The 22,431-nt window shown below is 33.4% G+C and carries 19 protein-coding genes; 15 read left to right on the forward strand and 4 right to left on the reverse strand.

Annotation, left to right across the window (positions count from 1 at the left end):
• Positions 1-17: 17 nt before the first annotated feature.
• Both IPK88_10160 and IPK88_10165 read left to right on the forward strand, forming a co-directional pair.
• The gene (locus tag IPK88_10160; GenBank protein MBK8243777.1) at positions 18-1,544 is read left to right on the forward strand and encodes a M56 family metallopeptidase; all 1,527 of its coding nucleotides are present in this window, start codon (positions 18-20) and stop codon (positions 1,542-1,544) included.
• Between the two features lie 18 nt (positions 1,545-1,562).
• Positions 1,563-2,675, forward strand: a complete 1,113-nt coding sequence (locus tag IPK88_10165) for a PDZ domain-containing protein (protein ID MBK8243778.1) — start codon at positions 1,563-1,565, stop codon at positions 2,673-2,675.
• 60 nt (positions 2,676-2,735) lie between these two features.
• Here the strand turns inward: IPK88_10165 and IPK88_10170 are convergent, their stop codons facing one another.
• Positions 2,736-3,497 (reverse strand): helix-turn-helix domain-containing protein, encoded by a 762-nt coding sequence (locus IPK88_10170; protein MBK8243779.1) that lies wholly within the window; start codon positions 3,495-3,497, stop codon positions 2,736-2,738.
• A gap of 83 nt (positions 3,498-3,580) precedes the next feature.
• Between IPK88_10170 and IPK88_10175 the strand changes: the two genes are divergently transcribed.
• The 6 genes from IPK88_10175 (at position 3,581) to IPK88_10200 (ending at position 10,896) form a co-directional block, all read left to right on the forward strand.
• Positions 3,581-4,762 (forward strand): ABC transporter permease, encoded by a 1,182-nt coding sequence (locus IPK88_10175; GenBank protein ID MBK8243780.1) that lies wholly within the window; start codon positions 3,581-3,583, stop codon positions 4,760-4,762.
• Between the two features lie 79 nt (positions 4,763-4,841).
• Positions 4,842-5,273, forward strand: a complete 432-nt coding sequence (locus IPK88_10180) for a DoxX family protein (GenBank protein ID MBK8243781.1) — start codon at positions 4,842-4,844, stop codon at positions 5,271-5,273.
• Positions 5,270-6,091, forward strand: coding sequence for a 3'-5' exonuclease (locus tag IPK88_10185; protein ID MBK8243782.1), 822 nt, complete (start codon positions 5,270-5,272; stop codon positions 6,089-6,091). Before IPK88_10180 ends, IPK88_10185 begins: the two co-directional genes overlap by 4 nt.
• A 74-nt stretch (positions 6,092-6,165) precedes the next feature.
• Complete coding sequence (locus tag IPK88_10190; GenBank protein ID MBK8243783.1) at positions 6,166-6,909, forward strand: hypothetical protein; 744 nt, start codon at positions 6,166-6,168, stop codon at positions 6,907-6,909.
• Between the two features lie 5 nt (positions 6,910-6,914).
• Positions 6,915-8,015 carry a cytochrome C peroxidase gene (locus tag IPK88_10195; protein ID MBK8243784.1) on the forward strand — a complete coding sequence of 367 codons (1,101 nt, stop codon included), beginning with the start codon at positions 6,915-6,917 and terminating at the stop codon, positions 8,013-8,015.
• 790 nt (positions 8,016-8,805) lie between these two features.
• Entirely contained in the window at positions 8,806-10,896 is a 2,091-nt protein-coding gene (locus IPK88_10200; protein MBK8243785.1) for a carboxy terminal-processing peptidase, read from the forward strand.
• A 729-nt stretch (positions 10,897-11,625) separates the two neighbouring features.
• Here IPK88_10200 and IPK88_10205 read toward each other — a convergent pair.
• Both IPK88_10205 and IPK88_10210 read right to left on the reverse strand, forming a co-directional pair.
• Positions 11,626-12,489, reverse strand: a complete 864-nt coding sequence (locus IPK88_10205) for an IS3 family transposase (GenBank protein ID MBK8243786.1) — start codon at positions 12,487-12,489, stop codon at positions 11,626-11,628.
• Positions 12,486-13,058 carry a transposase gene (locus IPK88_10210; GenBank protein MBK8243787.1) on the reverse strand — a complete coding sequence of 191 codons (573 nt, stop codon included), beginning with the start codon at positions 13,056-13,058 and terminating at the stop codon, positions 12,486-12,488. The genes IPK88_10205 and IPK88_10210 overlap by 4 nt, the downstream gene beginning before the upstream one ends.
• Before the next feature lie 355 nt (positions 13,059-13,413).
• On the opposite strand from IPK88_10210, the gene IPK88_10215 reads away from it, so the two are divergent.
• The gene (locus IPK88_10215; protein ID MBK8243788.1) at positions 13,414-14,949 is read left to right on the forward strand and encodes a T9SS type A sorting domain-containing protein; all 1,536 of its coding nucleotides are present in this window, start codon (positions 13,414-13,416) and stop codon (positions 14,947-14,949) included.
• 20 nt (positions 14,950-14,969) lie between these two features.
• Here IPK88_10215 and recQ read toward each other — a convergent pair whose 3' ends face one another.
• Positions 14,970-16,823: a DNA helicase RecQ gene (recQ, locus tag IPK88_10220; GenBank protein MBK8243789.1), complete on the reverse strand. Its 1,854-nt coding sequence runs from the start codon at positions 16,821-16,823 to the stop codon at positions 14,970-14,972.
• A gap of 307 nt (positions 16,824-17,130) precedes the next feature.
• Between recQ and IPK88_10225 the strand changes: the two genes are divergently transcribed.
• The 6 genes from IPK88_10225 to IPK88_10250 all read left to right on the forward strand — a co-directional run bounded on the left by IPK88_10225 (position 17,131) and on the right by IPK88_10250 (position 22,431).
• Positions 17,131-17,463: a hypothetical protein gene (locus IPK88_10225; GenBank protein ID MBK8243790.1), complete on the forward strand. Its 333-nt coding sequence runs from the start codon at positions 17,131-17,133 to the stop codon at positions 17,461-17,463.
• A 24-nt stretch (positions 17,464-17,487) separates the two neighbouring features.
• Positions 17,488-18,894: a hypothetical protein gene (locus IPK88_10230; protein MBK8243791.1), complete on the forward strand. Its 1,407-nt coding sequence runs from the start codon at positions 17,488-17,490 to the stop codon at positions 18,892-18,894.
• Positions 18,895-18,971: 77 nt separating this feature from the next.
• Entirely contained in the window at positions 18,972-20,168 is a 1,197-nt protein-coding gene (locus IPK88_10235) for a hypothetical protein (protein MBK8243792.1), read from the forward strand.
• Between the two features lie 223 nt (positions 20,169-20,391).
• Positions 20,392-20,757, forward strand: coding sequence for a hypothetical protein (locus tag IPK88_10240; protein MBK8243793.1), 366 nt, complete (start codon positions 20,392-20,394; stop codon positions 20,755-20,757).
• Between the two features lie 144 nt (positions 20,758-20,901).
• On the forward strand, positions 20,902-21,390 hold the full coding sequence (locus IPK88_10245; GenBank protein ID MBK8243794.1) for a hypothetical protein: 489 nt from the start codon (positions 20,902-20,904) through the stop codon (positions 21,388-21,390).
• Between the two features lie 27 nt (positions 21,391-21,417).
• Positions 21,418-22,431 (forward strand): hypothetical protein, encoded by a 1,014-nt coding sequence (locus tag IPK88_10250; GenBank protein MBK8243795.1) that lies wholly within the window; start codon positions 21,418-21,420, stop codon positions 22,429-22,431.

Genomic DNA, 22,431 nt, shown 5'->3' on the forward strand with positions numbered 1-22,431 from the left:
TTTAAAAGTAAGTTTTAATGATGGAATGTGGTCAAGTACAGTTTGTGTCAATAGTTCAAGAGTCCATAGCATGGACATTATTGCACTCTATATGGCAAGGAACTGTACTTGTTTTTATTATTTTATTATTAGAAAAAATACTTAGATTTAGAAATAAAGAAGTAATCCATTTAATTTCAAAATTAGCTTTACTTAGTTTTTTGTTTTGTGTATTTATAACCTTTGGATTGATGTTGGATCACCCAAATCAAAAAATCAATTTACATATTTTGAGTTTACCAGGTATTCCTGAGTATCAAGTAATTTTGAAATGGGTCAACGGGTTATGGATCGTAGGATTGTTGATTACATCAGTAAAATATGTATTTTCATTGAATTATTTGAGTAATATCAGAAGACAAGTAGATTTTGAATTTCCACAGGAATGGATCCAAACTTTTTCCAGGATTAAAGAGGCTTATTCATTGAATGCGAATGTACTTTTAGCTCACTCAGATCATGTTAGTTCAGCATTTGTCACAGGGGTTATAAAACCAATGATCATTATTCCCACTTCTTGGATTAATCAATTAAATGTGGATGAAGCAGAATGTATAATAGCACATGAATTAGCTCATATTTTACAATTTGATCATTGGATGAATTTAGTTTGTAATATAGCAGAAATCATTTTTTTCTTCAACCCTGCAGTTTATTTTATTAATCATAGAATTCGATTTCAGAGAGAATTGTGTGCAGATGCAAGAGCTATACAATTAATCAAGCGATCATTGGAATATGCTTCCTTGATTTTAAAATTGGAATCTAAATCAAGTGTAAAAAATCCATTTGTTTTGATTGGATTCAGTGCGATCAGACATCAATTGAGTCATAGAATTAAGCAGATATTGAATATTCATGAGACAAACACTTATACGCACAGTATTAATTATTCATATGTAATCATTTTTTGTATTGGATTAATAACATTATTTAATATCCATCCTACTCAAAACATTACAACAGACCATCTCGTCAGCAAGGATCTTCAAAAACAACCAGGTATGACAACTAGCATTGAGCGTCACACTTTAAAGATTAATGGCAAGACGAGTTTAGTTAGTATACGTAAAACAAATTTGGATCGGTTACAGTCCATTTCAAATTTTAAGGAAGATCATAATAGTCAGCAAACTACTATTCATCAATTGCCAACAGATGAAATTAAGACTACTAATGATCAATTGGATCAGGTTAATACTATGCAGACTGGTGAGTTTGCATTGAACTATACCTATAATTATGATACCATGTTTATCGTTGATTCAAGGAATACTAATGACTGGCAATCCATGTCAGTACAACAATATATTGATTCTATTGGAGTAGGTTTATGGAATGAGAAATTCCACAATGCCAATAGATATAAGCAATTAAAACATATTCTATTCCTTCAAAATCAAGAATATTATTATAAAGTTATATTAAGTCAAAATATACCTTTCGGTAGTACGAAATCAAGCACGCCAAAATTGCATATCATCGAAGATGCTCAAATTAATTAATTCTTAAAATTTAAATTTATGAAAAATTTATTATTGACTTTCATTTTATTAATTTCATTTCAAAGTTTGTCTTTTAGTCAAACTAATAATACCCAATCCAAATCAGAACGCACTGAACGTAAAATTATCATTAAGAAAATTGTAACAGAAGGAGATGAAAAAGTGGATGAAATTGCTATTCAAAAAATGGTTGATTCAATACTACTAACTCAAGGTATCGAAGATAAAGGAAATAAAAAAATAAAAGTTATTATCAATAAAAAGGATGGTAGTCAGCAGGTAGATGTCAAAGTTGATGACCTCGAAAAGGAAATTGAAATCAAAGAGCTTGGTGGTCAACCGATGCGATACCATATGATTGAAGAAGAACAATTGAACCATGAACCTGAAAATAAAGCAGTTTTGGGTTTAATGTTAAATGAAGTTGGAGGTAATAATGGTGCTTCAATATCTGAAATCATCGAAGGAAGTGGAGCAGCTCAATCAAATCTAGAAGTTGGCGATATCCTTTTAAAAATTGATGGCAAAAAAATGAAGAATTATTCAGATGTTATCGAATATCTTTCTGATAAGGAAGTAGGTGATGTCGTCAAAATTAAATATTTACATAACGGAGAAATAGAATCAACAAAAGTGAAGCTTGGCAAAAGAACAACTAATTCGGGATTTTCTAAAAGTAAATCATGCTGTCAATCTAAAAGTAAATGCTATACCATAAATTCAAATATGAATAAGGATTCCGATAATAGTAATGAAACAATAGTTAAAGAAATCCAATTAGATCAATTAAGAGATCTAGAAAACTTGGAAGTGATTCAAAGTCCTGATCCAAATGATTCCAATGACAGTGATATCCTGGATCGAGATAACCAATCTTCACTTGCCATAGAATATTTATCCAGTACTCCTAATCCGAATCAAGGTCAAATGAAAGTTAATTTTCAAGGTAAAAAGGGACCTACAACCATTAGATTAGTAGACATGAATGGCAAGGAACTTTTTGAAGAGAAGATTGAAAATTTTGATGGAACATATAATAAAGACATAACGGTTACAGATGCAAAAGGTACATTGATCTTATATATTACTCAAGGGAAAAAAATTATATCAGAAAAAATTATAGTTAAATAAAGCCAATATTTTTAAAACAAAAAAGAAAAGCTTCATTATTAAATAATGAGGCTTTTTTATTTAATCAGTATGTTTATTTAATTTCTTTTCTATCTGCAACAAACTTTTCTGAATATCTGATAATTTATCATCCTGCCATTGATCATAATTTAATTTGGGATCATGATATGCAATATGAGCTTGGTATTGCCATATTTCAAATACTTCATCATAACTTATTTCTACCATTGGAAATATGGTATTATCTGAATGAAGCGCTAATTTCTTAGTTTTATGATTGGGAACAATTCTTTTGTATACGATACCATTTTCTTTGGTTATCAATACATAAGTATTCCCTGCAATAATATCTTCAAATTTAGGAATAGATACACAAATGACTATAGTACCGGACTCAATGGGTAGCATGCTGTCGCCTCTGATTTCAAATCCTCTAAATGGACCTTTTTTAAGTTTTGGAATCGAAAATCTGGGCAACTCTTTGATGTATTCAGGGTCCTGCAGACTTTCAATGTAACCTGCTTCAGCAAGAACAGGGACCAATTCTACATTGGGAGTAAATGGTTCTGACAATGTATGATCCTGATCTTCGCGATTTAAATAAGATTGAATCAAATCATCATTTAATTTTTTCTTGACTAAATGTTCAATAGAAATATCATAGAGATTGGCAATTTGAATCAGTGTGTCCAAATTCGGTTCTGTGTGTCCTCGTTCATAATCCCCCAGTGTTGTGCGTGGGATGCCTAATTTTTCCGATATTTGCAGTTGTGACAAACCAGCTTTTAAACGTAAAAATTTAATATTATCAGCAAAATTCATATTAAGATTTGGTTGCAAAGTTAAGTCAGTCGAATTATTCGGCATCAATAATTGGGTATTATTTAAAATAATATTTTGAATTCATGAATTGGAAACGAACTTATATGCAGTTTTGGCATCGTCATCCTTGGGTGACCTGTTCGTTTTTTATATTCATGATCATTGCTTTTTTATTATCTTTTATCATTGGGTCTCATCCTTTTTATTGTAAATTCAAAGGTGAAAGTTATTTTCTAGTTTGGTCTAAAGAAGCTCCTATTGGTTCAAATCTTCAGGAAGCATTGCTTGAACATCAATTCAAATGGGAGGAAATTGATTTTGATTTAGCATGTTGGCCAATTTTTCATATAGATCCCTATAAGACTCATCAGGAATTGTCTTGGTTGCCACCAGGGACTTTTAACTCAGAAGCCAAGTTTATTTTGGGCAGTTATGAATTGGGAAGAGATGTTTTAACTTCATGTTTGGTTGGATTACAGCAAGCTTTGTTTCTTAGTTTTTTAAGTATCTGCATAGCATTAATTCTGGGATTACCTTTAGGATTAGTAGGAGCATACTATCAAAAAACCGGAATCAGATTATCCATGTGGAGTGCTATGGGCTTCCTTCTTATTTTAGGAATAAGTTGGTATCTGATACTGTTACTTATAAGTTTTAAAATACTAAATGGATTTATTGGAATTCTATTTATTCTCATTTTGATCGCCTTGATTGGTTTTAGTTTCAATGTATGGAACCGAAAACCGGACTTAATCATTTATCCGGATTTTTATGTTGTAAAAAGTATTGAGTTTATTAAATCCTTACCATTGCTTATGATCATGTTAATTTTATTACAATGGATAAACAAACCTAATCTTCTTTTTTTAAGTTTGTTTATAGGATTATTTTATGCTTTTAGTATTGCAAAATACACCAGATATATTGTAAGGTCAGAAAAGGAGATGACTTATATCTCTGTGTGTAAATCGTTGGGTTATTCAGATGTAAGAATTATGCTCAAGCATTTATTACCTGCTGCTTTTCAAACTTTATTGCCATACATTGCATTAGGTATGGGGAGTGTGGTATTATTGGAAGCCAGTATATCTTTTTTGGGTTTAGGCTTACCCGTTGAATCCATAAGTTTAGGTCAAATGATGCATAGTGCGCGGTCCTATCCCTCGGCATGGTGGGTGGTTATTTTTCCCGGAGCATGTGTTTTTTGGATCGTTTATTGTTTTCAGACTTTAGGTACTGGATATACATCAAAATTTAATGAATGAGATATTCACCTTGCGTTTATTCGTAAAGCTTTGAAAAATGAAATGATTTTGATTATTTTAATAAATTAAATGGAGAAAAATGGAAGCATTTAAAAAATGGATTTACACGGGTACATTTGGAATTAGAATTGATTTTGTATTGATGCTTTTGAGGGTCGTATTCGGTGCTTTGATGATGATGCATGGATATCATAAGTTATTAAATATAATTTCTGGTCAAGTGGAATTTGCTGATCCAATTGGGATTGGGGAAAGTCTATCTTTATATTTGACTGTATTTGCAGAATTTTTTTGTTCCATTTTGTTGATTGTAGGATTGATGACACGTCTTGCGCTTATCCCATTGATGATAACGATGCTGGTAGCACTTTTTATCGTTCATCAACATGATCCATTGGGAGAAAAAGAAATTGCCATATTGTATTTGATAGGATTTTATGCTATCTATTTAGCTGGACCCGGAGGGCTTTCAATGGATGCCAAATTATTTAAAACCAAAACAAACGAATGATAAATTTAGAAAAGGATTTAGTGTTTTTTGATGTAGAAACTACGGGATTACACGTTATTCGGGATCGAATTCTACAATTGGCTATGATCAAATATTCCAAGAAGAATGGCCCAGTAGAAGAAATGATGATGTTAATTAATCCGGGGATACCCATTTCAGAGGAAGCCATGAGGATACATGGGATAACTCCTGCAGATTTAGTTAATAAACCTGTTTTTGCACAAGTGGCTCAAAAAATCTTTGATTTTATTGGAGATGCCGATTTGGCTGGTTATAACTCTAATCGATTTGATATTCCGATACTCATGGAGGAGCTTGCCAGATGTGGATTTGATCTGGAAATTGAAAAGCGCCGACAAATTGATGTGCAGCGGATATTCTATAAAATGGAACCCAGAACTTTGAAAGCCGCCTATCAATTTTATTGTGGAGCACCATTAGAAGGGGCGCATGACGCTTTGGAAGATGTTCGTGCAACGATTAAAGTATTGGAAGGCCAATTAGAAAAGTATGAATCTACACCCTTTGAGAATGAAGATGGAACGGTCATTGAACAAGCCATTAAAAATGATGTACAATCCTTGCATGACTTCACCAATGATATGAAAACGCTAGATGCGACACAGCGTTTGAAATTCAACGAAAAAGGAGAAATCGTATTTAATTTTGGAAAATATATAGGACAGGTGGCTGACAAAGTACTCTATGAGGATAGGAATTACTACCATTGGATCCAGGAGAAAGAATTTTCATTTCAATTAAAGAAAATAGTTAAACAGTTACTCAAAGATTACGAGCAGAAATTAGCTAAAAAATAGATGTTAGAAGATTCATACTAATGGAGAACTTTTAAAGTATTTAGTTCGTTAACTTATTAAATTAAATTGTCGATATGAGATTGATTTTATTATTATTTATGGTGGTTGGTGGTTCATTTTTGAGATGCAGTATGCCGCATCATCAGGATGAGTTTTTTGGAGATGTTGAGTTTGTTTTTAAAGGAAGGTATGTTAATGAACCTTTGGTCATGGGTAAAAATTATTCTTACTTCGATCAATCACTCATCAATTTTACAAAATCTGAATTTTTCATCAGCCAATTAAAACTTAAGAGTGCAAGCCATGAACACCTTCTTACTGATATTGCCTTTATTTCTTTAACAGAAAGTCATGCGACAATTGAGCTATCTGAAGCTGGATATAAACTTAAATTTAGTCATATTCCGGTAGATCAATATAGTGTATTGAGTTTTGGTATTGGCGTGCCATCCAATTTAAATTCAAAAAACCCTTCACAATTTGATATAAATCATCCATTGGGTGAGGGAAGTCATTATTGGTCTGGATGGAAGAGTTATATTTTTTCAAAAACTGAAGGTGTTATGACTAATGGTACAGATGCCACCAATTTTGCCTACCATTCCGGATTTGATTCAGCTTATCGCTCTTTTGAATTCCAAAAAAATATAACCGTTAAAGCAAATGAGACCACTCAAATAGTTGTAGAAATGGATCATCAAAGACAATTCGGGACTTCGACACAGTTTGTAAATATTGCTCAGGATCCGATTTTTCACGATGGGGGGCCGTTTATGATTACGTTTATGAATAACTATCAGTCTAGTATTCATTTATAGTTTATATGTTATTTAGGAATTATCATTTAGTGTTGTTGCTGGTTATGGGGATTGTATTTTACAATTGCCATGAAGATAAACCCTTAGATCATGATGATTTGACCCAAATAACATATGATCCTAAGGAATATGTTGTCCAGATTCCATATGGATTACAAGAATTGCCAAAGATATTAGATAATCCAATGACCTATGCAGGTGTTCAGTTGGGTAGACATTTGTTTTATGATCCTATCTTATCATCAGATTCTACGTTATCATGTTCTAGTTGTCACAATCCAAGATTAGCCTTTACTGATGGTCAGGCTTTTAGTAAAGGGGTTAATGGTCAGATTGGTACAAGAAGTTCGATGTCTTTATTGAACGTCGCCTATTTTACCAAAGGATTATTTTGGGATGGCAGATCAAAGACACTTGAAACTCAGGCTTTAGAACCGGTTAAGAATCCAATTGAATTGCATGAAGAATGGCCAAATGTGATTCATAAATTTAAGCGACATCCTGATTATCCTAGGATGTTTCGTGAAGCTTTCGGGATTAGCTCTAAAACAGAAATCACCCAAGAATTGGCTGCTAAGGCCATAGCCCAATTTGAACGAATATTATTGACCGGAGGAAATAGTCTTTATGCCAAGCAACTTAGGGGCGAGATATTTTTTGATTTAGATCAACAACAAGGTATGGATATGTTTTTTAACAGTGATCCTTCATTACCTGATGCTCAGTGTGGTCATTGTCATTCAGCACCAACCTTCTCTGCTAATGATTATTTCAACAACGGGTTGGATACGGTAAACAATCTAGCAGATTTTAAAGATAAGGGAAGGGGTGCGGTTACCGGAATATTATTGGATAATGGCAGATTCAAAGCGCCAACATTATTTAATATAGAATTATCGGCTCCATATATGCATGATGGAAGATTCAAGACTTTAGATGAAGTCATGGATCATTATACAGGACAAGTTAAGCGGGTTGCCAATATTGACCCTAATGTTGCCAATCTCAGGATAAATACGCGTCAGCGAAAACAGGTGATGGCTTTCATCAAGACCTTGGTTGACACTACTTATTTACAAAATCCGGATGTTTTGAGCCCTTTTTGATTTTTTTTCATCTTTTTTTCAATTTTTTTCAAAATAAATGGACCTAAAAAATAGTTTTTTGGGAACATTCAAGTAGGTATTTTTAAATTGTATTATTTTATAATATTGAAATACAGTATTTTATATATTATTATTTAGTAATATTAAAATAAATTATATATGATACAAGCCTTTTTTTGTACTTGTGGGCGGAAAAATAATGTCGGATCATTGTACTGTGATTGTAGACAAAGGGAAGAAATACAATCAAAATGCTGGTAAAAGTATCAGCGACCGTAAATTCGGATATGTTCATGGGATTATAATTTGTTAATAGGAAGTTGCGCCAAGATTGTGCAACTTCTATTAACAAATTTTCACAGAGCATCTAGATTGATTAAAGATTCATGAGATTTATAAAAGTTAAGCTAGTTTGGATATGTTCATGGGATTATAATAGCCAGTTGTTGCCTTCAACTGGCTATTTCCTTTAAAAAGAGTTAATTTTTTCGGATAAACCTATTTCAAAACGAAAAACAGAAGTCCTGCCTTAAACGGCGGGACTTTTTTTTTGGGAGGTATTTAAAGACCTTTTTTCATCTATGTAAATACATAAGCTTACAACAATGAATAAATAATCTACGAAATACTTCGTAACAATAAAATAAAATCATACTTTTGCACCAACATTCAGGGTTTATAAAGATAAACGATGCATTTTGGTTAAATAATTCAAAAATGTTAAGATTCGGTGTAATCGATTTCTTTAAATGAATGTTATATGTCTTATTCAATAAAAATGGAAAAAAAAATGAATTCTAAAAAAAGTTGGTTTTTGTTAATACCCCTCATTGTATTCGTTGCGTATTTCTCTGGCCACTGCAAGCAAATAGGCGAACCTACTACAAAAGAAGCTGCCATATTGCAATTGATTTATAAGCAATCTCAGAATTATCATTACAATCCGCCTATTGTTGATGATAAGTTTTCTTCAAAAGCATTTGATGAATATATGGAAAATTTGGATCCGGGAAAACGTTTTCTTACTAAAAAGGATATCAAAACCCTTGAACCCTATCGAGAATTAATAGATGATCATTTTAAAGAAGGCAACATTGAATTTTTTGAAAAATCATTAACATTGATACTTGATGCTACTGCCCGATCAGAAAGTTATTATAAGGAATTTATAGATCAACCAGTAAGTTTTGACAAAGAAGAATCCCTTGAGATCGATCCTGAAAAACGCAAATGGCCTGAGAATGAAAGTGAATTAAAAGATTATTGGAGGAAATCCATTAAATATGAATTATTGAGTCGGTATTATGACGATCTGAAGACTTTAGAAAAGGATAAAAAAACCAGATCTGTAGATTCGATTCTGTACGATGCCCGCAAGGACGTGAAAGAAATGATGGATGCATGGTATAAGAGAATGGCAAGTTTACAGCGGTTAGATCGTTTTGAAATTTTTGCAAATACCCTTATACATTTATATGACCCGCATACTGACTATTTAACACCAAAACAAAAAGAAGATTTCAATATAAATATGTCCGGGAAATTAGAAGGCATTGGAGCACGCCTTCAAACTGAAAAAGAATATACCAAGGTGAGTTCTATCGTCCCTGGTGGTCCTGCCTGGAAGCAAAAGGAATTGGAAGCTAATGATATCATCATGGGCGTACAACAAGATAAAATGGAAATGGTCGATATTAAAGGGATGGTAATCGATGATGTGGTAAAACAAATTCGTGGAAAAAAAGGAACTAAAGTTACGCTGAAGGTTAAAAAATCAGACGGTAATATTAAAGAAATCACGATAGTACGAGATGAAGTCATCATGGATGAAGGATTCGCACGTTCTGCATTTATAGATGTAGATAGTGTATTATCCAATGTAGGATATATTAAATTACCAAAATTCTATGCTGACTTTGATAATCCTAATGGCACCAGCTGTTCCAGAGATGTCGCTAAAGAATTGAAGAAATTAAAAGCGGAAGGAGCAACAAGTGTGATTCTTGATCTTCGATATAATGGGGGAGGTTCACTTCAGGAAGTTGTAGAAATGTCCGGTTTGTTTTTTGAGCAAGGTCCTGTGGTTCAGGTACGCGATAGGACAAATACAAATCCATATTCAGATAATGATAGCTCGGTTGATTTTGATGGTCCGGTAGTGGTCCTGGTCAATAGCAATAGTGCATCTGCATCAGAAATAATAGCAGCTTGTCTTCAAGATTACAAACGTGCCGTTATCGTTGGTGGTGAACCAACATTTGGAAAAGGATCTGTACAACGATTCATTAATTTCGATCGGATTCCTGGTAATGATCAATTTAAACCATTGGGAGATATGAAAATCACCATTCAAAAATATTATCGGGTCAATGGTGGGTCAGTACAATTGAAAGGTGTAGAACCAGATGTTATACTACCTGATATTTATTCTGAAATTGATAATGGTGAGAAGGAATATGAGCATCCAATGCCTTATGATGTTATAGACAAGAAAGAGGTCAATCAGAATACCTATGTTATCTCAAATATTGAAGAAATTAAGGCTAAAAGTAAACAGAGAATCAAGTCAGATTCTACGTTTACACTGATCACAGAACAAGCTAAAAAACTAAAAGAAATGCGTGACCAGACGGTGTATTCCTTAAACTTCAATACCTATAAATCTACTATGGATAAGCGCAAAGAAGAGGCAAAGAAATTCGATAAAATAGGAACCGGAGAATTACCTGATTTGAAATCAAGTAATATCAAAGAAGACATGGCTTATATTAATGTAGATTCGTCCAGAATCGGAAGAAATGAAGATTTCTTAAAAAACATTCGTAAAGACTTGCAGATCTATGAATCTGTTAGAATCTTAAAAGACGTTCAGAAAAAATAATATTCCTTTAATAAAATATTGGATTACAAATCAATTCCAAAATCAGTAAAGAGAAGGTCGTATGTTGTAAAATATACGGCCTTCGTTTTTTTTAAAAAGAAATGATTGAGTTTGGTTATACTTTAGAAAAGAGTTATTTAAGGCTCATTTATGATAACAATTTAGTTCTGTATTATTGATTATAATTTTTCATTTTTATTATTAGGATTTCAAAATGAAGGATGAATGAACAACTTCAAATTATTTTCAAAGTTATAAACGACCAGTCATTTATTAGGGGTAGTTCCTCTCACTAACCATTTTTTTGATAAAAACCTTGGCCTATCTTGACTATTGGGCTGATATTCCATACTACGTCATTCCGGATGGTTTACAAGCAGTCGGGATAGTGGTTCATGTAGTATCTAAGATATTTCAAGGTACTATGACTTGATGTAGTTTATTTCCATCAGTTTAAAGCTTATTTTAGTTAGTGTATTATTAATGATTAGTTAGATAATCCATATACTAAAATTCATAAGTAAGTTCCCACAGCTTAACTCGTCATGGACGAAACATGTTCCAGGGCTTAACCACGACTTATCCACGGCTTATCCACGACTTATCCACGTTTGTTGTCTTGTCCTAAAATAGCTATGTCTTGTCCTAAAATAGCTATACAGGTTAATAAATAAATCCTAAAATGACTATGCAAATATAATTTTTAATCCTAAGTAAGGTATACAAGGTTTAAAAATAGTATTTATTATAGTTTTTCCACCTTTTGGGTAATGTTTCAAATTGCAGATGAGCTTGATCAGGAGTCAAATAATCACAACTTCCATGAGGCCTTAATTCATTGTAGGCTTTAATGGAATGTTTAACAAGATTATAAGTTTGATCAAATCCCAAATGAGTTTGATGAAGATTAAATTCAGTTTTGATAATACCATTTACTCTTTCCGCTAATGCATTTTCATAAGGATCTCCATTGTCAGTCATACTAATTTTAATATTATGTTGATTAAGTAAATGGACATATTGATGTGAACAATATTGAGAACCTCTATCCGAATGATGAATAATGGGATGGTCATAAATTCTATTATTTAATGCCATTCGTAAGGCCTCAACACACCCTTCTGCCTGTAAATCATTACGAAAACAGTAACCAATAATTTTTCTGGAAAAAGCATCTGTAATCAAACTGAGATAGCCCCAATAGTTAGTTAATCTAATATAGGTAATATCACTTACCCAAACTTGTTCGGGTTTAGTTATAGTAATGTCTTTAATGAGATTGCAGTATTTTTTCATCCAGTGTTTTGAATCCGTAGTAATGGCTTTTCTTTTTCGTTGTCTTATCATTAATTTGCATTCTGAAAGTAAATCAAATAGATAATCTCTACCAATTTTTATATTGTGAGATTGAAGAGTTGGTTTTAATAAATGAAATAATTTTCTTGTACCTAGCCTAGGAAGTTGTTTCCTAATGGAAATAACTTCTTGAAGAATTATATCATCACGAATACTAATTTTTTGCTTAGTCCACAAATGGTCATAAAAAGCATGTCTAGTTTTGCCAAACAGTTTGCAAAGCCTTCCGATCCCTATTTTAGGATTGTCTTGTTTTGTTTTAAGGACTGCTTGGCACCAGACTTTTTTCTAATATCAATGTTGAGTTGTTCTTCTGCAAGATCAATAAGTGTATTAAGAGCCTTGATTTTAAGCTCAGCTTCTTCTAGAGCCTTTTCCAAAGCTAGTTCGTTTGAGCCTATATTTTTAGTTAGATTTTTAGACATCACTTGTCCATTTAACTCACAAAGTTGGTCATTTTCATTTTTAAATTGAATAATCCAATCTCTAATTAATTTACTGTTTTTAATCCCATATGCATCTTGAACTTCTTGGATGCTCATTCTGCCTTGCTCAATGGCGCTTACAATAGTACGTTTTTGGAGCTTCGAATAGCTTTTCCGCTTGATATTGTCCTTGTAGTGAATTGATCCGTAATCTTTCATCCATCTATCAATAGATCTTTTTCCTAATCCATATAGGTCTTGCATTTCCTTCCGTGGGTGTCCGGATTCAATATCGCTAACGATCTTTAAGATTAAACGCTTGTCATATCGACCTTGCTTTTTCCTGGTTTGGGCATTAAATTCCTGATCCTTTTGTACCATAAACAGTTTTTTTGTGTATAGTTTTTTTAGGACGGGTCACTATAATGCAGCCAGGCAGATCAAGAGCATCTCACAATGAATGATTAAGTTGACAAGCCTATACCTTGACAAATGGAAAAGAGAATGGAAAAGATATCTTTCAGTTGGATATGACAAATGTTCTTTTGGGCTTAGATTTTAATAAACCTAATTAAATCATCGCCAATCCAAAATCAAATTTTAATTGGTCTATACATAATTGAAAAAATTATACTCAATTAAATTAAATAGGACAAAATGAATAGAATTCTTGTATATTTGAAGAAATTGGTTTATTAAATAGATGGATTGTTATTTTGAATCTATAAAATATAAAATGTATACTATTGCAAGAATAATCGCTATTAATGTATTTATAGGAATTCATACATTATTTGCGCAATTCTATGATGCCAATTGGATAATAGGATGGGGAGGGAATAGTACAGACAGTATTGTTTTTGTAGGATTGATGCAAATAAATTTTAATAAGGGATTAAAGATTAGTTACCCACTTAAAGATAATCCAATCTGTAATACTGGATTTTGTCCATCTGCTGTATCAAATGCAAAAGGTGAATTATTATTTTATTCAGATGCATTTCATATATATAATAGAAATCATGATATTGTTAAAGGTGGCGATCACATTAATCCTGGACCATATTGGGATGCATATATTGGAGCAACTTATCCCATGCAAAATGGTGCACTTTTTTTGCCATGGCCAAATCATCTGGAATTTTTTTTTCATTTTCATAAATCCTTTGGTGTTCTAAAAGATGATCCAGAACGTGAGGTGGCTGCTGGCTGTGATAAATTATATTATACATTACTTGATCTAAATGGGGATAATGGAATGGGAGAAGCAATAAAGAAGAACGTTATGCTTCTGGAGGGTGAAATCAACACAGCCAATATGTCTGCATGTAAACATGCCAATGGTAGGGATTGGTGGCTTATTCAAAAGACTTCAGGACATAATGAGTATTTCTTTTATCTTTTAGATCCTTCAGGAGTACGGTTACATCATAAACAATTTATTGGCCCTAATGGAGCAAAATTTGATTGGAATGGTAGGGACTGCTTTAGTGAACAGGGTGACAAGTATATTCAAGTGAATCATGTAGATCACCTTATAATTATGGACTTCGATCGGTGCAATGGTGAATTGTCTAATCCCTTACAAATTATTAATCCAGTAGCTAAACTCGATAGTCAACCATCTGTTAGTATAGCCATCTCACCATCAGGTCGGTATTTATATTTCTGTAATATTACTAAGATATGGCAGTATGACTTACATGCAAAAGATGTAGCGCAAAGTGTGATACAAGTTGCTAAATATGATAGCTTCTTATATGAAAAATATTTTCCGACTACTTTTTTTAATATGCGTCTTGCTCCTGATGGAATGATATATATCTGCCCTTTCAGTAATAACAATGCCTATCTACATCGGATTAATTTTCCAGATCGTAAAGGATTGGCTTGTGAAGTAATACAACATGCTGTGAGGATGCCAGCAGAAATGGGTGGGTCATTACCAGTCATGCCTAATTATCGGCTGGGGCCTTTAATTGGAAGTTCGTGTGATAGTATTTATGATATTAATTCCAATGCCAAGTTTAATGTATTTCCTAATCCTGTTGTTGATTATTTGTATATAACTACCAATATTTCACAGCTGTTTAAACTATCATTAAATATCCAGGTTTTTGATTTATCTGGAAAGGAGGTATTGGAATTCTCATTTACGAATCAAGATCAAATGATTAAAATTCCTGTATCGCATTTAACTCAAGGAATGTATGTTTATAAGATTATTTCTAATGAAGCTGATTTAGGTTTTGGTAAATTTATAAAAATTTAATTCGATACAAACGATTTATATTACGCGAATTTATTTTTTTTAACCCTTTTTGCTGATTTATAATCAATCTGACTTGATAATTTATTTACTTTGCAAAAGTCAACTATTGCTTGAAGGAAGGCTGGGCCATATTTTTTGATTTTGAATTCACCAAATCCGGAAATTTTTAGAAGATCATCCATGGTTAATGGCAAGTAGGTGATGAGTTCTTGTAATGTAGCATCAGAGAATATAATGTATGGTGGAACTTTTTCAGTAACGGCTAATTCAAATCTTACTTTTTTTAAAATCGTAAATAAGGTAGGATTTTGTTCATGAGTAGATTGAGGGAATTGTTTTTTTACAACGGGTTTTGGTGGAACTTCAATCTCGCGAATTTTGATGATGACTTTTTTATGGTCAAATAAAACATTATGGCTAAGTGGACCTAAATGTAAAACCGGATATTCACCTTCATTCATTTGAAGTATGGATTGCTGATTTAAAGCGGCAATGTATTGTTTCCAAATATCCTTGGAAAGATGTTTGCCAATGCCATAGGTTTTTATTTCTTTGTGTTCTTCTCGTGTCGTTTTACTACCTCGGAGAAAATCAATCACATAGTTGATACCAAATCGTTCATTTAATCTACTCACCGCACTGAGTACTTTTTGGGCATCAATCGTAATATCTTTTTCGGTAAATGAAGTCAAACAATAATCACAATTACCACAATCATCAGGAGCGGACTCATCAAAATAATTAAGCAAAAATTTTCTTCGGCATGCATGTATTTCACAAAACCGAGACATCAGATCTAATTTCTGAAGCATGATTTTACTTTGTTCCGGATTGCCTTCTATACGTGCGAAATGTTGTAACTTAAATACATCACTTTTGCTGTAGAAAAGTATAGCCTCACTGGGTAATCCATCACGTCCTGCTCGACCCGTCTCTTGGTAATATCCTTCTATATTTTTGGGTAAGTCTACGTGAATGACAAAGCGTACATTACTTTTGTCGATACCCATTCCGAATGCAATAGTAGCCGTGATTAATTTAACCCGATCTGTCAGAAAATCATCTTGTCTCTGTTCACGAATGTCTCTGGGCAATCCTGCATGATAGGCCTGAGTTGGGAATTGATCCTTGGATAATTGTTGGGCTAATTCTTCTGTGCTGTTTCTGGAAAGACAGTAGATAATGCCGCTATCATCCGGATGATTTTTTAAAAAACTAATGAGTTGGGTGTAATAATTTGTTTTCGACTTTATGGTATATTTTATATTCGGACGATTGAAAGAATTTTCAAAAGTAAGGTGATTAACAAAATTTAATTTGGCGACAATATCTTGTTGTGTAATTCGATCCGCTGTAGCAGTTAAGGCCATGATGGGGACATTAGGAAAATGAACTTTTAAATCACCTAACATGAGATATTCTGGTCTAAAATCATGACCCCATTGGCTAATACAGTGCGCTTCATCAATGGCAATCAGAGAAATAGAAAGTGACTTCAAAAATTGTAGAATAACAGCATCATTGAGCAAGCGTTCAGGGGCTAAATAGAGTAATCTGAGTTGATTGGATTTAAGTTGATTAAATATCCGTTCGTGTTCAGATACTTCTTGTGTTGAATTGATAAAAGCTGCCGGAATTTTATTTTGATTCAAGGCATCTACCTGATCTTTCATAAGTGCAATCAAAGGTGAAATGACTAGGGTTAATCCTTGATTAGCCAATGCAGGAATTTGATAACACAATGATTTTCCACCACCTGTTGGCATGATAACCAAGCAATCTTTTTTACTTAAAGCTGCCTGAATAATATCTTCCTGATTATGACGGAATTGATCAAAACCGAAGTGTTTTTTTAAGAGTAGGGTGGGTGTCATAGCGGTAAAGATATGTTGGTAACTTGGCTTTAGCCAACAAACAAAGATACAATCTTGAACCTAAAAAACAAATACACAACATTTAGTCCAATTTGTTTTACGTATTAAGATTTGTTTTGTGTAAAGTAAGCTATCGCGGCTTGAATAAATGGGATATTCATTTTAACAATCGTAAGCTAAATAAGGAAAATTTCTACGCCATTTATTATCCCATTCTATTCATTTCTATCTTACCCCATCAATTTTAAAATGATCCAATTCAAACATACCTATTAAATTTACATTCCTATTATAAGTATTTTATCCTATGAAATCGAATTGGATATTTTATCTCGGAGTCATCATTAATGCAGGTGTACTATTGTTCGCCATTTCAAATGGTTTGATGATGCACAAGAATTTTGATGGAATAGATGGGAAAAGTATAAGTCCGATTGAAGGCATGCCATTATGGAGTCAATACATGATTTGGGTGATTCCAATAGCATTGATTTTATTGATCATCACAGCATTTTGGTTAAAGTCCATAGGGAAAATGATGGGTGCTCATATATTGTTATGGATAACAGGCTTACCTATGCTTGTAATGTTTATCTTATGGGGCGGTTTAGCTTTGTTGTTTATTTTATTTGGTAAATAGCATTCCAAAAGCTTTGGACTAAACATGTTAGAAATAAAAGAAATTAAGATCATTCAGACTATCGGCGATCAAAAGAAAGAGTGGTCCATTCAAGAATTACTTGAAATTCCCGACCCACTTTCAGGTGAGCCATTAGAACCTCGAAATGCTGCTATGTTTAAAGTAGTTGAAATGGCTGAGGTACTATATAATGAACTTTCAAAAACTGCTCTATTGCGTTATGATTTTTGGAAACAATTCAAACCTGACAGGATCGTTGAGCAAAAATTTCAGTATACTACAAAAGTCACCCATACTTATCAATGGGAATTAACGATTGATTCCAAAGGATTACATTATAAAGATATTTCCGGGGATTACACACCACAATTAGGAGCTGTAACTGACCAATTGTTTAGTGATTTTTGGTTTTATGGTCCGTTGTTGCCCATTCCAGATTTATTCTTGCGTAAGCTATTGGTCGCCACTATTCGCAACGCATTTATACAAGCAGGAAGCCCGGCATCGTATAAACATTTTGAATTATTCGAATATCCTGAGGTGAATGATTCGAACCATTATTGGCAAAATGGAGATTACGAGGCAAGTGATTTTGTCTGTGTTCGGTATTACGGAATTGAGATTGGAGCTACCAATTGGCGTGATGGTTTGGCATATCAATGGTTTCTCTCTTTTGAATATTTTTTAACAAAACCATATCAAGAAGACACTGTATTGACTCCTGAAATCAGAGCAGAAATCGAACTATTGCTCGGACGTAAATCAACACAAAAAAGATTGGAAGACATTACTAATCCAGAAAAAAATGCCGAATCAAAACGTCTTTTCATGGACAATGGTGGTCAAATTCATTACATCCATCTTCATGGTTTTGGTGATGACTACAAGGCTACTTATAGTGAAGAAGCTGCTTGGCGGGCAGAATTGATCGAACAATACATCAAAAGACTTTCTGAAGAAGAAAATGAATTTACATTGATTCATATTGCCAAAGGTTTGGAATTGAATGGTGTTAAAAATGTTGGGGAGTTGATTTTTACAGCTACCAAAAGTGCTAATCCAAAAGGTAGGCAGGCGCTCACAAAAATTCTCATTGACCAATATGATGCTGAACTTGGCGCAGTAGCGTTGATTTCATTACTCGAATACGAGCGTTTTACTGATTATTGGCGTAATTATGTTTTTAATTCGTTGTTCAAATTGCGAGATAATATAACCGTTCAACATTTTATCATTGAGAAACTAAAAGGTGACCATAAAATTCATTTTGAAAAATCAGTTAACGTACTTCGTGCTTGGAATTACCGCGGCGATGAAGACCAATTAGATAGGAATTTACTAAACGAATTGAATTGGGAAGATGCCACAGCTCATGATCCGAATTTTCGTTCTGCTCTCGATAAAACAATCAAAATCATTCAAAAAAAATGAAAATCATTCTACTTTTAATCGCATGTATTATCATAATCTTTTTACTTTACTCATTTGCCAAAAACAAATATGAAGAAGTGAAACTTTCAAAAGAAATCCAATATGGTCCATTTACTATTCAGGCAAAAGTTTCAAAAACCAAAAGTTTTAATATGAACTATGGCCGTATGACGAATAATACCAATGTAGCATATCATGTTTTGTTTAATGGCAAACCTATTACGTATTCAAGTGGTTTGCAAAACAATACCGGATTGCCATTTTTGTGGGCAGTTTATGCGCTAAAAGATGCACCGGATCCCACCCTCATTGCGGGCAGCCAAAGTCTTTATATGATCTATATTAAAGACGGAGTACCCAAAGTTGAACCATTACTTATTCAAAGTACAGATTTCGCATCGCTACAATTTTTAGATCGTAAGAATGGTCAACCAGGTGATTATTCTGAGGTTTTTATGAAAAGTGAGACAACTCAATTGGAAGAATTGGATCGTCTTGAAGGAGGACGATTTCTCATGGTTAGTGAACATGCAATTCTAGATGTTCAGACCCGCAAAATATGGCCTATGAACAAAGACAATAATCCAGTAGAAAATTATTCATATCCTTCACCACACGGGGCGTTAGCTTTTTCACCTGATCAAAAAAGTATTGTTTTTCATGCTGAATTTCAAAGTTGGAATACTCAAGATGAAAATTTGCCAGACTCGGAACACGCACTTGTCGTTTATCATTTTGAGAAAGATAGTGGCTATGCAGTTAAATATGATGATACAGACACACGAATGACGAATGTAAATGACATCAATTATGAATGGTTTAATACTTATTTTGAATGGAAAAAATTTCCTGAAGGAGATCGATTGGAATTGAGATCATTTAAACAATTACCCTATTGGTCCGGCAAATTTGATCCCAAGGATCATTATTACACCCTTTATCCAGTAAAGCCAGAGATGTTAGCTGTTTTTTTGAATTTTGTTTTTGAGCAAATGGCTTGGACCAAGAGTAATATTATTAAAGATGAGACCGGTGAATATACAGGACATAGTTATACCATTGGTTCCGGAGATTTAAAATTAGACATCGGATTTAAAGAAGATGAGCAAAAACTAACTTTCAGTAAGTATCTTTATGACGATAAAAATACTGAAAGCGATGCTGTAGTGAAAAAAATAGCTCTAGCCTTTAATGCAGAACTTAATGAAGGAAAACATCAAGAGCTATTTGGGCGAATTTTTAGTGAGACAAAAAAAATCCGAGGTGTAAAATAATAAGATAAAAAAATATTTAAAGCACAATCTATTTCTTTAAAAACTTGCAACTTTTCAGATCACAATATGAACGTAAGTTTTTGTCATCATTTTTGCAAAAATCATGCAAAAATGCCAATAAAAACATTTTAAATTTACCTTTTATGACGGATTTTATCCGTCGTAAAAAATTGACCGCCAATACTGGGCTCAAATCTGAATAGTTTCTAAAAACCCAAAACGTATGATGCGATACTTACTTGGTCCTGAACTCTTTTGGCTCCTGCTTTACATAGGTGCTATTTTACTTGGAAAAGCCAATACACCACCTTCAAAAGACATTGACAATATCATTGAATACTTGTGGTTTTGGATTCCAGTAATTTCACTGTTAGTATTTGGTCTATGGTGGCTACCGGCTCCAGAGAAAAATGGACTATTGCTGCGGGTTTGGATTTTTGGTTTGATCGGTGGACATTTGGTTCTTGAGAAAGCATTGAGTGCTTATAGTAATCAAGGTCCTGGAATTGGGATGGGTTATCTTGCAGGGCTGATTTTGATTTTTATATTTCTCATCTTGGGAAGTATCATTGTGAGTATTAAATTTTAAAAAATAGTAAAATAATTTGGTGGCATTTTTTTTGAGAACTGAAATATTGATTAATGATTTTATGTGTTGACTAAGAAATTTTAAAAATGATTTGATCATAAATATTAGTGTCAAATTGATTTGGTTTAATATATATTAAATAGGATGGAACAGCGAACTAAGAATACTTATGGTGTTCAGATTTACGAATTTGTGAAGGATATTCTTGTGGTTTGTCCAAAGTGTGAAGGACAGGCAGTGGTACATAGTGGTGATTTTCACACCTTGAAATTCGCACATACTGATGTTAAAGTTGTTTGTTCACATTGTGGTTTCAATAAATTGATGGAACGGGTTTCTCCCCGAAAAGATGACAAGCAGAAGCGAGGAAATGTTCTGATATTTGGAGCGCCCATAGATCCGTTTTTTCACTTGCCTGTGTGGTTGTGTACTGAATTTGATGGAGAGCAATTATGGGCATATAATTTGGAACATCTTGATTTTTTGGCTGCACATATTGGGGCAAAACTTAGGGAACGAAATGTACTGAAATTTAATGTTAAGAGTATAGGAGCCAGACTGCCTAGATGGATGACTTCTGCGCATAATCGTGAAGCCATTCTGAAAGCCATTGAAAAATTAAAGAGTAAATAAATATCTTGTATTCGCAATACTGCCATTATGAAACAAATATTCTTACTTATTATGTCGCTATTCTCTATATTATTTGGGTGTAATACTAAAAAGAAAACTTCCAAGGTAGATTCATGGCCTTTATTTCCTACAACTGATAATCCCAATTTGGTTGTAAAGGAAATTCCTTTGGCTGATGGTTTTTCGATTAGGTCATTTTATATCATGCCTGACAAAGAAAGTGTTTTGGTTCTCGGGAGTCGAACCCCAAAGCAAGAAAGCCAACAAGAAATGGAAGAAAGACAGCCCGGTGATCCGCAGTATATGGACCATCGATTACTATGTTTGGATGCAAAAGGAAACACAAAATTCCACAAAGATTTGTTGCATACAGATTGGATGTATGGTGGGACTTTTGGTATGTTAAAAGGAGAATTGATGTTGCGTATTGGAGATTGGTTCTTGGTTTTGGATCCTAAGACATTTAATATTATAGAAAAAATTCCAGTACATAATTCGGAATATATCTCTTGGAAGGAAACTGAAATGACGCGAGATGAGCACCAAGCCGATTACCAGAAAAAATTCGACGCATTGTTAAATAGCAGTAAGTCATGTAAATTCTTGTATTGGGCGCCCGGTCGAGAATATTTGGTTTTTGAACAAGCAGCTATTGGCAAACGTTCAGCTTGGTCCCCAATCTCAATTGAAGACGAACTATTAGTTGATTTAAAACAACGACTCGAAACTTTCGATGTAGATCTAAATCTGCATAACTTAAATCCAGAAAACAACACCATTGAAATAACAGATGATTCAGTGAAACTCCGTGAAGTGGAATATATTTCTGCCGGAACACAATTCGATTATCCAAATTATAAATCACGTAGGATATTGCAGGATGAATTGATGATGAATGACCAAAAAGTACATTTCTCAACTACAGATAGAGATCGGCATTATTTGACATTGCAATATTCGGATAACTTGATGTTGACTACGGCAGATGGATCGATTTGGGTGGTGTATGAAAAGACTTTATACAGGATGATTATGAAATAG

Origin of the sequence: Candidatus Defluviibacterium haderslevense, from assembly GCA_016712225.1 — a bacterium.
In the GTDB taxonomy this organism is placed as follows: domain Bacteria; phylum Bacteroidota; class Bacteroidia; order Chitinophagales; family Saprospiraceae; genus Vicinibacter; species Vicinibacter haderslevensis.